This is a genomic window from Planococcus sp. APC 3900, from assembly GCF_030407735.1.
Lineage (GTDB): Bacteria > Bacillota > Bacilli > Bacillales_A > Planococcaceae > Planococcus > Planococcus notacanthi.
In genome coordinates this window covers 174,888-188,026 of record NZ_JASDCT010000007.1, presented here as the reverse complement: position 1 = coordinate 188,026, position 13,139 = coordinate 174,888, and the positions used below count along the sequence as shown (strand labels likewise).

10 protein-coding genes are annotated in these 13,139 nt (G+C 44.5%); 3 read left to right on the top strand and 7 right to left on the bottom strand.

The window, feature by feature from the left end; all coding sequences use genetic code 11:
- Nucleotides 1-279: 279 nt before the first annotated feature.
- Nucleotides 280-1,182 (bottom strand): DMT family transporter, encoded by a 903-nt coding sequence (locus QMA04_RS14910; RefSeq protein ID WP_290186705.1) that lies wholly within the window; start codon nt 1,180-1,182, stop codon nt 280-282.
- Nucleotides 1,183-1,287: 105 nt separating this feature from the next.
- Here QMA04_RS14910 and QMA04_RS14905 point away from each other — a divergent pair, with 105 nt between their 5' ends.
- A complete protein-coding gene (locus QMA04_RS14905; RefSeq protein WP_191716476.1) occupies nt 1,288-2,016 on the top strand; it encodes an MgtC/SapB family protein in 729 nt (242 codons plus the stop codon).
- 16 nt (nt 2,017-2,032) lie between these two features.
- Complete coding sequence (locus tag QMA04_RS14900) at nt 2,033-3,019, top strand: cation diffusion facilitator family transporter (RefSeq protein ID WP_290186704.1); 987 nt, start codon at nt 2,033-2,035, stop codon at nt 3,017-3,019.
- A 39-nt stretch (nt 3,020-3,058) separates the two neighbouring features.
- On the opposite strand, the gene QMA04_RS14895 is transcribed toward QMA04_RS14900, so the two are convergent.
- The 4 genes from QMA04_RS14895 to pruA form a co-directional block, all read right to left on the bottom strand.
- Nucleotides 3,059-4,222 carry an iron-containing alcohol dehydrogenase gene (locus QMA04_RS14895; RefSeq protein ID WP_290186703.1) on the bottom strand — a complete coding sequence of 388 codons (1,164 nt, stop codon included), beginning with the start codon at nt 4,220-4,222 and terminating at the stop codon, nt 3,059-3,061.
- A gap of 111 nt (nt 4,223-4,333) precedes the next feature.
- The gene (locus tag QMA04_RS14890) at nt 4,334-5,578 is read right to left on the bottom strand and encodes a Glu/Leu/Phe/Val family dehydrogenase (RefSeq protein WP_191716479.1); all 1,245 of its coding nucleotides are present in this window, start codon (nt 5,576-5,578) and stop codon (nt 4,334-4,336) included.
- An 82-nt stretch (nt 5,579-5,660) separates the two neighbouring features.
- The gene (locus QMA04_RS14885) at nt 5,661-6,854 is read right to left on the bottom strand and encodes an ornithine--oxo-acid transaminase (protein WP_290186700.1); all 1,194 of its coding nucleotides are present in this window, start codon (nt 6,852-6,854) and stop codon (nt 5,661-5,663) included.
- Nucleotides 6,855-6,950: 96 nt separating this feature from the next.
- Nucleotides 6,951-8,495: an L-glutamate gamma-semialdehyde dehydrogenase gene (gene pruA / locus QMA04_RS14880; RefSeq protein WP_290186698.1), complete on the bottom strand. Its 1,545-nt coding sequence runs from the start codon at nt 8,493-8,495 to the stop codon at nt 6,951-6,953.
- 139 nt (nt 8,496-8,634) lie between these two features.
- Here pruA and QMA04_RS14875 point away from each other — a divergent pair, with 139 nt between their 5' ends.
- On the top strand, nt 8,635-9,948 hold the full coding sequence (locus QMA04_RS14875; RefSeq protein ID WP_191716482.1) for a sigma 54-interacting transcriptional regulator: 1,314 nt from the start codon (nt 8,635-8,637) through the stop codon (nt 9,946-9,948).
- A gap of 103 nt (nt 9,949-10,051) precedes the next feature.
- Here QMA04_RS14875 and yugI read toward each other — a convergent pair whose 3' ends face one another.
- Together yugI and QMA04_RS14865 are read right to left on the bottom strand one after the other, a co-directional pair.
- A complete protein-coding gene (gene yugI, locus QMA04_RS14870; RefSeq protein WP_006828542.1) occupies nt 10,052-10,426 on the bottom strand; it encodes a S1 domain-containing post-transcriptional regulator GSP13 in 375 nt (124 codons plus the stop codon).
- An 86-nt stretch (nt 10,427-10,512) separates the two neighbouring features.
- Nucleotides 10,513-13,122 carry a hypothetical protein gene (locus QMA04_RS14865; RefSeq protein ID WP_290186696.1) on the bottom strand — a complete coding sequence of 870 codons (2,610 nt, stop codon included), beginning with the start codon at nt 13,120-13,122 and terminating at the stop codon, nt 10,513-10,515.
- Nucleotides 13,123-13,139 lie beyond the last annotated feature (17 nt).

Genomic DNA, 13,139 nt, shown 5'->3' with positions numbered 1-13,139 from the left:
CGTGAGCTGATCAGTAGTTTAAGTCACGAACCCAAGAAGTTCAAAGGCTATGCTCCGATCGCCCGAAGGCGACCATCGCAAAAGCCGTTCTCGCGCCAAGGCGCTCGTGACGTCTTTTGTTGACGTTTTGCTGTTCAGTTTTCAAGGTTCAGTTTGTCGCGCTCATTGGCGACTTTATTAATATATCCTGTTTCAATCTCGCTGTCAATACTATTTCAAAATATTTTTTTCGAGTTGTCTTAAGGACATATATAAATATAAACCGCCACGCGCAATAAATCAAGCCTTTATTTTAAAAAAGTGCATTTTAATTTTTTGGTAGTCGGCAATAAATAGCGTAATGCCCGCCAACACTATACTTCCACCCACTATTTGCGACAGGCTCAAATACTCTCCAAGTATAAAATATGCAAGGATAGCAGCACCTATGGGTTCAAAAAGGATCGCAATTGATATGACATTGGTACTCACCCACTTCAAAGCCCAATTGAAAAGAGTGTGGCCCAGCAAGTTTGGAATCAACGCCAACAATAAGAACCACATCCATTCGGACGCCGGATACGGACCAAATGATTCTCCTTTAAATATGATATAGAAGAATAATGTTATGGTGCTGATTCCGTATACCACGAATGTATAGGTCACTAAAGACAATCTTTTCCGCACGTCTTGACCAAACAATAAGTAAGCAGTTATCAATGCACAAGCAATCAAGGCCAACAAATCTCCAAATAACGCACTTCCGCTCAATTTGAAATCCCCATAGCCAATCAGCACACTGCCAGAAATCGCAATGGCTCCAGCCACCAATGTTTTTAAAGAGAGCTTCTCCTTGAAGAAAAAATATGTACCCGCAAAAGCGAACAACGGCTGCAGCGTAACAAGCACTGTTGAACTGGCCACCGATGTATAATTCAGCGATTCAAACCACAAAATAAAATGAAACGCTAAAAATACGCCAGCTATTGTTGTGAAGGTCCAGTCCCTTTTGCTTAGCTTTTTGATTTCATGGGTATATTTGAGGAAGAAGACCGGACTCATGATCACTATAGAGAACAACATACGATAAAAAGCAGTGACTCCTGAATCCGCAGATGTCATTTTAACAAAAATAGCTGACAATGCCACTGAGAAAACACCTATTATGATCGGGATGTACGGGTGGATAGTCGGTTTCTCCATATAAACACCTCTTCTGCCAATTTAATTTGCCGACAACGCACGTACTAAGTTTGCCACTTTGTCTAGGCAGAATCAATAAAAGAAGAAAAAATGGAGGAGATCTCAATGGAGTTTTTCAGCGCTATGCAAATTTCTTCATTTGAAACTTTCTTTAAACTCGTGATAGCCGCTCTTTTAAGTTTAGTCATCGGGCTAGAAAGGGAATTAAAAAGAAAGCCTGTCGGATTAAAGACAAGTGTCGTCATCTCTACTTTCAGTTGTCTGTTGACCATCATCTCGATTGAATCCGCTTATATAGCCCAAGGCAGCGAGTATGATAACGTGAACATTACAATGGACCCGCTTCGTCTTGCCGCCCAGATTGTATCCGGCATTGGTTTTCTGGGTGCAGGCGTGATTTTGAAGCGCGGCAACGATTCTATCTCAGGGCTGACGACCGCCGCGATGATTTGGGGAGCCGGCGGAATCGGTATAGCAGTGGCGGCAGGCTTCTATATAGAAGCTTTGACTGCTGTGCTGCTTGTCTTGATCGGCATAGAAGCTTTGCCTCCCTTACTTTTCAAGTATGGACCGAAGCGCTTAAATATGGTCGAAGCCAACTTGAAAGTAATCGTATCCGATCGGTCATCAATCCGGCAGGTGTTGGATGAATTAAAGGCTGGAGGGTCACTTATCGAAAGCATATCCATTACGCATTCCGATAAGGAGAGCAATGTCCCCTTCCACCAGCTGACAATCCGTATGTCTTTTTCTCAGGAAAAAGATACAATTGATCTGTATCAGGAAATATCTGATATGGAAAAAGTAAAACAAGTTGAAATTGAACTGATTTAACGAAGGAGGAATTTGGATGAAAGAGTTTTTCGGATTATTGAAACAAGGTAACAAGCCGTCCCTGACAGCCGCAATCATTAATACATTTATCGCCATCATGAAAGGTGTTGCATTCTTCTTTACCGGGAATGTCGCGATGTTCGCCGAGACGATGCACTCCATCGGGGATGCAGCCAACCAATATTTTGTCTTTATCGGTTCGGCGCTTTCAAAGAAAGCACCCACTAAGCGATTCCCGAACGGTTTTGGGCGCCTGTTAAACATCGTCCTTCTCGGCGCTGTACTGATTGTCGGAATCATGGCTTATGAAACAGTTGTCGAAGGCTGGCATCAAATGACAGCGCCTGTAGAAGCGGAAGGTTTTATCATCAGTGTTGTGGTCTTATCTATTGCTATCCTTCTTGAATTTTTCGTTCTATATAAAGCAGGTAAAGAAGTTCTGCATGAAGCAGGCGTCAAAGGAGGAGCTATGGCTCCACTTACCACGAGCTTTGCCCATTTGAATCGTGCCAAGCCTGCAACTAAGTTGGTATTCCTAGAGGACTTAGTGGCAACTTCAGGCGGCGTATTGGCATTAGTTGCGGTATTGATCGCACACTACACAGGATTTCTGCAAATCGAAGGAGCAGCTTCCATCGCGATCGGATTTATGATGCTTTACGTGGTAGCCAAAGTCTTTATGGATAATGCACGTGGAGTTATCGGGGAAACTGATGAGCAGATGGTTAACCACATCGCCCATATCCTAACCGATCATCCTGACGTTCGCGACATTAAAGAATTGGAAGTTGTTAAAGAAGGGGAATTTCTTCATGTGGAAACCAAGATCGAAGTCGATCCACAGTTGACTGTCCCTGAAGCAGATGCGCTGCAGGAACGTCTAGCGGAAATCATCCTCAGCCAGCCGAGTGTTGATGACGTCATTGTCTCACTCGATGCAGATGACGGCGAAACACATTGGACACACCTTAGCAGCCGACCAGAATCTCTTAATAAAAAATAAACAAAGAAAAAAGGCTCAGCGTAAATGCTGAGCCTTTTCTTATAGAGACGCCTGAAGAATTTCTTTAACGTCTTCGTCTTTCAATTTTGCAAAGTTACCGAATTCACCATAGACCATAGCCTTTTCTACCATTACATCAATTTTCGAATCATCGATGTCGTAGTAGTCCAAACGTGTCGGCGCTCCCAGAGAAGTCCAGAACGCTACCAAGCGGTCGATTCCTTCATAGGCAATATCCGTTTCCGATTTGCCAGTTGCATCCACATCAAAGACACGGACTGCCATTTGAGCAAAACGGCCAGGATTCACTTTAACGTTATGGCGCATCCATTGCGGGAAAAGAATCGCCAATCCGCCCGCATGGGGAATATCATAGACAGCTGATACGGCGTGTTCAATATTGTGTGAACCCCAGTCGCCTCTATAACCCATTTCAAGGAATTTATTTAAAGCCATTGTTCCGGCAAACAAGATCGTTTCGCGGTGTTCATAGCTTTGCAAGTCTTCCATTAACTTCGGTGCAGTTTCGATAACCGCTTTCAGTACCCCTTCACACATCCGGTCTTGAACAGGTGTATTGGTGGCGTCATTAAAGTATTGCTCAAAAATATGGGACATCATATCCACAATTCCATATACCGTATGATTTTCCGGTACCGACAATGTGTAAGACGGATCCAAGATCGAGAATTGCGGGAATGACAACGGGCTTCCCCATCCGTATTTTTCTTGTGTTTCTTCATTCGTGATAACCGAACCGGCATTCATTTCAGAACCCGTTGCCGCAATCGTTAAAACTGTACCAAAAGGCAAGGCTTCCTTCGGCTGAGCTTTCCGGGAAACGAAGTCCCAAGCATCTCCGTCATACTTAGCCCCACAGGCAATCAGTTTCGTGCAATCAATAACTGAACCGCCACCGACAGCCAAAATCATCTCAATGCCTTCTTTTTTACAGATTTCAATGCCTTTGCGGGCAGTTGAGATCCGCGGATTCGGCTCTACTCCAGACAACTCGAAAACTTCAAGATCTGCATCTGACAACATTTGAATGACTTCATCGTAAAGGCCGTTTTTCTTGATGCTGCCACCGCCGTATACCAATAACACTTTTTTGCCGAATTTCGGCAATTCTTTTTTAGCCGCTTGAAGCTGGCCTTTACCGAAAATAAGTTTTACCGGGTTGTAAAATGAAAATGCGTTCATCCAATCATCCTCCTCTATTCAGGTTATATTATGTAGTTTCTCAAATAAAAAAGCAAAAGATTGAGACAGAAAAACCGTCAGGATGAGAATCCCGACGGTTTTTCCTATGCATTAAACCCAGCCACGGAAGCGTGAAGCTTCTGCAGTTCTGCGTGCACCTACCATATAAGCGGCTAGACGCATATCAATATTGCGTGTAGTTGCTACATTATAGACATTTTCAAAAGCATCAACCAATTTTTTGTTGAGTTTTTCGTCCACTTCTTCTTGCGTCCAATAATAACCTTGGTTATTTTGCACCCATTCAAAGTAAGATACGGTAACTCCACCAGAACTTGCCAGGACGTCAGGAACCAAAAGGATTCCCCGATCTGTCAGCATTTTCGTAGCTTCAGCTGTAGTTGGGCCGTTTGCGGCTTCGACGACAATGGAAGCTTTGATGTCATTGGCGTTTTCTTCTGTGATTTGATTGGCAATCGCTGCCGGAACCAGGATATCGCAGTCCAATTCAAACAATTCTTTGTTGGTGATGGTATTATCGAATAACGTGGTAACCGTTCCGAAACTATCGCGGCGGTCCAATAGGTAATCGATATCCAAACCATCCGGGTCATGAAGGGCGCCATAAGCGTCGGAAATACCGACCACTTTTGCTCCCGCATCATGAAGGAATTTTGCCAGGAAGCTACCCGCGTTACCGAAACCTTGAATGACAACACGAGCACCTTTCATATCAAGACCCCGTTTTTTTGCAGCTTCGTTAATACAGATAGTCACTCCTTGAGCCGTTGCTTTGTCGCGGCCTTGAGATCCACCAAGAACAATTGGTTTACCCGTAATAAAGCCAGGAGAGTTGAATTCATCGATTTTGCTGTATTCATCGTACATCCACGCCATAATCTGCGAGTTGGTAAACACATCAGGTGCCGGGATGTCTTTGTTAGGTCCTACAATCTGACTGATCGCACGGACATATCCACGACTCAATTTTTCGATTTCGTGCATGGACATTTCGCGCGGGTCACAGATGATTCCACCTTTTGCTCCACCATATGGCAATTCTACAATCCCACATTTTAATGTCATCCACATGGATAAAGCAATGACTTCGTCACGATTTACATCCGGATGAAAACGGACTCCACCTTTTGTCGGTCCTACCGCGTCGCTGTGTTGTGCACGGTAACCCGTAAAGACTTTTGTTTTGCCATCATCCATACGCACCGGAATGCGCACTTCCATAAGCCGCATTGGTTCTTTTAGAAGTTCGTACATCGCATCTTCGTATCCAAGCTTATCCAATGCAGTTTTAATAACATTCTGCGTTGACGTCAACAAGTTCAAGTTTTCAGACATTGTATTAGTTCGCCTCTTTATATTTTAGTAATTACTCAGCATCTAGTGTAACACATGTCAATATTTATGTGCCATCTGAATGCTATTTAGAGAACACTTTTTGAATGCGCTCAATTGCCCAGTCCAACTCTTCTTTTGAAATGATCAACGGAGGAGCAAAACGGATGACCGTATCATGCGTTTCCTTGCATAAAAGGCCCAACTCTTTTAATTGTTCACAGTAAGGTCTTGCAGCTTCAGTCAATTCCATACCGATGAACAATCCACGGCCTCTGACTTCTTTCACTGAAGGGTGGTCGATTTCACGCAATTTCTCCATGAAGTATTCACCCAGCTCTTGGGAGCGCTCAGAAAGTTTCTCATCAAGCAACACTTCCATAGAAGCGACTGAGACAGCACAAGCAAGCGGGTTCCCGCCGAATGTTGAACCGTGTGATCCCGGATTGAATACACCCAAGATGGATTTGTCGGCTACGACACATGAAATCGGGAAGACTCCCCCGCCAAGCGCTTTGCCTAGAATATACATATCAGGATTTACATCTTCCCATTCACAGGCGAACATTTTTCCAGTACGTGCAAGTCCACATTGGATTTCATCAGCGATGAAAAGAACATTGTTTTCGCGGCAAAGTTCTCTTGCTGCTTTCAGGAATCCTTGTGGAGGCATAATGATCCCCGCTTCTCCTTGAATCGGTTCGATCAAGAATGCTGCAGTATTTGGCGTAATGGCATTTTTCAATGCTTCCAAATCTCCAAAAGGAATCAAGTTGATTCCCGGAAGCATCGGGCCAAAGCCTTTGCGGTATTCAGGATCGGATGATAATGAAACAGCGGTCATTGTACGGCCATGGAAGTTTCCGTCGCATGCAATAATCTCTGCCTGGTTATCCGCAACACCTTTAACATCGTATGCCCAACGGCGCGCAGCTTTGAATGCCGTTTCTACAGCTTCAGCACCTGTATTCATCGGCAATGCCATTTCCTTGCCGGAAATATCGCAGATCATTTGGTACCATGGAGCCAATTTGTCATTATGGAAAGCACGCGAAGTCAAGGTAACGCGGTCCGCTTGATCTTTTAGTGCCTGAATGATTTTCGGGTGGCGATGCCCTTGGTTGACAGCCGAATAAGCTGACAGCATATCCATGAACTTGTTGCCTTCTGGATCTTTTACCCAAACACCTTCTGCTTCAGTAATAACGATCGGCAGTGGGTGGTAGTTATTCGCCCCGTACTTTTCTGTCTGTTCAATGATGGCCTGTGTCTGTGTCATGTAAATTCCTCCTTTTTTAAAAAAGGCAGACCTTCGTCTGCCTCCTTAATGAATTATTATACCATTTGTTGTTTGTTAATACATTCAAAAAATGAATCAATACATTTCAGAAGTTGTTTTTGCTTGCATGTGAAGACCAATGTAATCTGGTCCGCCAGCTTTTGAATCAGTACCGGACATATTGAAGCCACCGAACGACTGGTATCCGACGATTGCGCCTGTACAGCCGCGGTTGAAGTAAAGGTTTCCTACATGGAAATCTTCACGGGCTTTTTCAAGATTTTCACGGTTGTTGGTAATTACTCCACCAGTCAAACCATATTCCGTGTTATTGGCGATTTCGATTGCATGGTCAAAATCTTTTGCTTTCATCAAGCCGACAACCGGGCCAAAAATTTCTTCCTGCATAATGCGGGCTTGAGGATCAAGATCAGCAAAGACTGTCGGGTTAACGAAAAAGCCTTTAGAATCATCTCCATCTCCACCAGCGACCAAACGGCCTTCTTCTTTACCGATTTCAATGTAGCTCATGATTTTCTTGTATGAATTGCCGTCGATTACCGGCCCCATGTAGTTTGACTGATCTGTCGGATCTCCGATGGTCAATTCTTTCGTCAACTCAATAACACGTTCTAAAACAGTATCGTATACATCTTCTACGATAACTGCGCGTGATCCGGCTGAACATTTCTGTCCACTGAAGCCGAAAGCGGATTTTACAATCGATTGTGCAGCAAGCTCAAGGTCAGCTTCTTTATCCACAACCATTGTATTTTTTCCACCCATTTCAGCAATCAGGCGTTTCATCCAAACTTGCCCTTCATTCACTTTTGCAGAACGTTCTGCAATGCGCAGGCCGACTTCCTTAGATCCCGTGAATGAGATGAAGCGTGTGTTCGCATGATCCACTAAATAATCTCCGACTTCAGATCCTGGTCCTGGAATATAGTTGACTACACCCGGTGGCATGCCCGCTTCTTCTAGAACTTCAATGAATTTATAAGCAACGACTGGAGTAGTTGAAGCAGGTTTCAATAGAACAGTGTTTCCAGCTACCATTGCTGCAACTGTTGTTCCGGCCATAATCGCGAAAGCGAAGTTCCAAGGAGAAATAACAACACCTACTCCTAAAGGAATATAGTCATAGCGGTTGTCTTCGCCTGGGCGGCTTTCCACTGGCATGCCGTCTTTCAGGCGCAGCATTTGGCGAGCGTAGTATTCCATAAAGTCGATTGCTTCTGCTGTATCTGCATCTGCTTCGTTCCAAGGCTTGCCTGCTTCTTTTGTCAAAAGTGCCGAGAATTCATGTTTGCGGCGACGGACGATTGCAGCTGCTCTCATCAGTACATCAGCGCGGACTTCAGGTTTTACTTTTTTCCACGTTTTAAAAGCTTCGTCAGCTGCTTGCATTGCTTTTTCAGCCAACTCTTTAGATGATTTCGAAACGTTTCCAATTAGTTCTTCTTTATTTGACGGGTTAAATGACACGATTTTATCTTCGGTAGTGATGCGTTCGCCACCAATAATTAACGGATAGTCCTGACCTAGGTAAGCTTCAACTGTCTTCAAGCCTTCCAGGTAGTCTGTACGGTTTTTTTCAATCGAGAAATCTGTGAACGGTTCGTGTTTGTAGGGAATCATGTAAATCCTCCTTGAGTTTTAAGTAAGCGCAAAAAAAATTTGCACTTTTAAACTGCTTCCATATATAATAATGCAAAAGATTGTTGCATAATTCAAGTGTTTTTGTTTAAAAAGTCAAAATAATTTTGGAGTGAGCATTTTGAAGTCCGATCATATCGATTTATCCCCTTTCTATAAGTTTGCCGGAGAACATGTGGCAATAGGGATCCATGCCATAGATACCAAGGGAAAAACCATTCTTTATAATAAAAAGATGCGTGAAATAGAGGGATTTGATTTTGAGGAGCTGGCAGATCGGTCTCTTTTGGAGATGTTCCGTTTCGATCAGCATGAAAGTACATTATTGAAGGTTCTTCAAAGCGGAACACCTGTCTTCAATGTTAAGCAGACCTATTGGAACCGCAAAGGCCAGGAAATTACGACGATCAATGACACGTACCCGGTGTTTGAAGAACGAAAACTGATCGGTGCCATTGAATTGTCGCGTGATGTAACGACGCTTGAAAAAGTGATTTACCAGCCCCTGAAAAAATACGGGGAGCCCATTACTTTCTCAGCGATTACGGCCGTTTCCAAAAGCATGAAAAAAGTCATTGCCACCGCCGAAAAAGCTGCAATGGCGAAATTGCCCGTTCTGCTGGTAGGAGAATCAGGAACCGGCAAAGAATTGATTGCCGAAGCTATCCACTGGGCCCATACTTCCGAAAGGCAGATGTACACCCTCTATTGCCATGGAACAGACGGTACCCTGCTCGATCAATTAGGGGAAGAAATCGAGCAAATGGGAGATGGCACCATTTACTGCGAACGGATTGACTTATTGCCTTTGCCGATGCAGGAGCAACTGCTGAAGATGGCAGAAGAGCGGTCGCGCGGCAATACGTATTTCATCGCCAGTGTCGGCGATGATCCTGTCGAATTGATCGCCTCCCATAAGTTATTGAAAGACCTGTACTATTTCTTTTCTTCCATGACCATCAAATTGGATCCGCTGCGCCACCGAAAAGAAGATATACTTCCGTTCGTCGAAGATTATTTTTCCCGACATCGGATGATGGTCGGTTCAGTCGTACACGGCTTAGACAAGGAAGTAAGTGCCCTATTCCATGCCTATGACTGGCCAGGCAACTTAAAGGAACTGGAATTGCTGCTTGATGAAATTACTTCGTTGCTGACAACACAGGAAGTTGTCACCGCGGACATGCTGCCCCATCACTTTAAGCTGAAGACCGATTTAAAGGGTGCACACCAGCCTGAAGATTTCATTGTCCAGTCCAATACAGAACTGCTGCCTTTAGAGGATTATTTATTTGAAGCGGAAATGTATTACCTGCAGAAGGCGATGGACCTGCATGGAAATAATGTCACAAAAGCGGCGGCTGCACTTGGCATGAGCCGCCAAAATCTACAATACCGATTACGGAAAATCAAAAAAAACGAAGCGCAGACATGATGTCTGCGCTTCGTTTTTTATCGTTTTTCTTATTGCCCAGACTCTAGCGCCCAGCTCCTCGAGTCATAAGTCTGTCAGAGCTTAACGGGCGCTTTTGCTTTTCTTACTGTCCAGAACGTTTGATCCACTCTTGCATTTTGTCTTTCAAAGAGTTGAATCCTTCAGAGTCACTTTCGTTTACATGTGACTGAAGAGATTGTTTTGGTTTTTCAGTCTTTTGAGCTGCTGGTGGCTGCTCTTGAAGTGCGCGGATTGAAAGGCTGATTTTTTTAGATTTCTCATCAACTTCCAATACTTTTACGTCAACTTCTTGTCCTACTGCCAAATACTCACTTACTTCTTTCACGTAACCGTGAGTGATTTCTGAAATGTGGACCAATCCTTGAGTTTGATCGTCTAAAGCTACGAATGCGCCGTATGGCTGGATTCCTGTAACTTTACCTGAAACCGTATCGCCTGTTTGGTATGTTTTTGTCATGTTTACCCGCTCCTAGTCATATCTAATTGTCCTGTACACCTATTGGCATCTGTATATTATAGCACAACTATATGCTGATAGTAAAATCAGTAACTATTTAACTCCGACATACGCCAGCCATCTGCGGTTTTCTTCATGAATAAGACTTCTTCATACAGGTTATCCTGTGCCCCGGCTTCATATTGAATTTCAGCCCTGCCAGTTGGTATTCCGGAATGGGCACCATCAAAAAAGGTCTTGAACGTCAATTGATGGAATTCGGAAAACGGGCGGAAACTGCGCAGCTCCAAAAAAGCCTCGAATCTTTCATCTGGAAGGTCCTTTTCAGCTACAAGCTTTCTCATGGCCGGGATATCTTCGCTTTCAATTGCTTTAAAGAATACGCCTGCCACTTCTCCAGGGTCGGTATCGCTAGGCAGCTGTTTTCCGGAATCCCCTGAAATCATTCCATAAAGCGAGTCGACTGTCCGCTTGAACTGCTGATCTTGCCCCTGCAATTCGTAACTTTCATATCGCTGGTAATCGACTTGCCAAATTCGGTCTTTCTCAGTGACCAGCATCAGTTCCAGGCGTTCATCATACTGCTCCGCTTGTATATGGGGATAAATAAAGATTTTTTCTTTTACCCGCTGCTTGTAGGTGTCTTTGGAAAGTTCTACCCAGGCCACATTTTCCGTCAGCTTCGGAATATTTTGCCACTGCTCCTTAAATGCTGCAAGCGGCGGCTTTAATGGGCTGTCTGCCAAAAGGTGCCATAACGTGTCCCTGTCATTGATTTCATTGGCATAATGGTACATGAACAGCACATCCAGGGGCGGAACACCCGCCAGAATCTGCAGATCGTAGGATGCCCGGAAAGATTCGTACAATGGATTAATGCGGCTGTAATCAAAATCTTGCAGGTCGACAAACTCTTCTTCAAGCTCCAGATCGCCATTCGGCAAACGGCCGGCAAGGCTTCCCGCCTTCTCCATTTCCAGCGCATCCAAAATATCATGGAACTGCAGTTCATCATAATGTGCGGAAGCAGTCCATCCGCTCGCTTCCATTTCATCCAGGATCGGCAGCAGAAGAAAAGCCATGGGATTGGATGAAGCGGCATTGTTCCAAGCGGCTCTATATTCATTCTTCACCTTGCCTTGGTCATCAAAAACAGGCGAATTGTCATTGCCTTTCATCATTTGCCAAAAAACTTGCTGGTAAGCGACTTCCGTTCCGTCAAATAGAGATGTTTCTCCCCACTCATCCAATAATGCCATTTCCATAAAAATCAGTTTCTGTGGAACATTTTCAAGAGGAACCAAAAATCCATTGTCGTTAAAATAAGGTTCTTCACTCCACATCTGCAAATACTGCCCCGCATAGGGATGGCCAATGAATGGCTGTTGCTGCTGCAAATAATTAACGTCCCGAACGGTCCGGAAATGTTCTCGTTCCATATCGACAAAAGGAAAAAGTGCATACTCGGGCAAAGCTTCGACAAGCAACCTCAACTCTTCAGGAAATACATCAGGCTGGGCCCTAAGCTTTTCCGGAGATAGCTCGCCCATAACGGCGGTAGTTTCCAATTCTTCTTGATAATTCAGCAGTATGTTGTCTGCAAAATGCTGCAGTTCGGTCGCTTTTGCTGTGTAATTCCGAAGAAACTCATTCACTTCTTCAGAAGGCAGTGGATGAGAGGCACCTAACGAAAGAGCCATGCCCCGCGGTGTTTCAATCTGCCAAAGGATCTGTTCAACAGCAAGCTGCATAGCCTCGGGGTCGCCTTCTAATGAATCCACCGCTCTGTCACTAAAAACACGCTCCATTTCAGCATCCGCTTGTTTGACATAATCAAGCTTTCCATATTGTTCAGGAGACATCCCCAATCGCTCAGGAGAAGAAGCTTTAACGCTTTCGTATTGTCTTTTCCAGTCTGCCATCATGTCCTCTGTCACTGTTTCGACTTGCTGCCATTCTGTCGTACCGGCGGTTTTTGTCTGTTGGTCGTCCATCATAAAACTGATGCCGATGATAGACGCTATAAACAGTCCTGCACCCCCCAGCAGAACCGCCGTTTTTCTTCTGAACGGCCGAGGAACAACCGTTTTTGCGGAAGCATCATCAGCGAGAGGAACTCCGATTTCAATAGGTTTTTGTAAGCCAGCAGGCTTCGGGGGCTCAAAACGCCGGTAAGATTTCTGGAGCATCTCCAAACGCAGCAGAAGCTGCTGCTTACTATAATGAAAAGTTTGCTCTAAAGTTGCTAACCCCTGTTCCACTGATCGGGTTGCCTGCGATTCCGGCATGCCCATCACCGTGGCGATATCCGTTTTTGTGCAGTTGTGAAAAACAGCCAATACTAAAGGGATTTTCTGGTCCGATTCTAATTTCTGCAGCTCACTGTGCAGTTCATTGTCTTCTGGAAAGCCGAGTATGGCCTGATTGGAATCTGTTTGAAGTGGAGCGGTATATGTTGAATAATGCTTAACCATAATTTTAAAGAGTTGCAATTGCGCCTGTTCTTGCGCCAAGCCACCGATTTCCTCAAACAATAGCTGCAGGCACTGGCGTTGAAAGTCAGGCAGTACTTCTATAGAAACACCTAATTGGTAAGCAAAGCGGCCACTGTCCGGTTGGATAGTCTCTGCCCATTCATAAAAAGCAGCTGAATTTCCTTTTTGGGCCTTCCCGTAAAGATTTTTTTCAGAAGCCATAGCTCCACTCTCCGATT

Coding starts and splice junctions, on each gene's coding strand:
- QMA04_RS14910 (WP_290186705.1), bottom strand. CDS start 1,182: ATGGAGAAACCGACTATCCACCCGTACATCCCGATCATAATAGGTGTT.
- QMA04_RS14905 (WP_191716476.1), top strand. CDS start 1,288: ATGGAGTTTTTCAGCGCTATGCAAATTTCTTCATTTGAAACTTTCTTT.
- QMA04_RS14900 (WP_290186704.1), top strand. CDS start 2,033: ATGAAAGAGTTTTTCGGATTATTGAAACAAGGTAACAAGCCGTCCCTG.
- QMA04_RS14895 (WP_290186703.1), bottom strand. CDS start 4,222: ATGAACGCATTTTCATTTTACAACCCGGTAAAACTTATTTTCGGTAAA.
- QMA04_RS14890 (WP_191716479.1), bottom strand. CDS start 5,578: ATGTCTGAAAACTTGAACTTGTTGACGTCAACGCAGAATGTTATTAAA.
- QMA04_RS14885 (WP_290186700.1), bottom strand. CDS start 6,854: ATGACACAGACACAGGCCATCATTGAACAGACAGAAAAGTACGGGGCG.
- pruA (WP_290186698.1), bottom strand. CDS start 8,495: ATGATTCCCTACAAACACGAACCGTTCACAGATTTCTCGATTGAAAAA.
- yugI (WP_006828542.1), bottom strand. CDS start 10,426: ATGACAAAAACATACCAAACAGGCGATACGGTTTCAGGTAAAGTTACA.
- QMA04_RS14865 (WP_290186696.1), bottom strand. CDS start 13,122: ATGGCTTCTGAAAAAAATCTTTACGGGAAGGCCCAAAAAGGAAATTCA.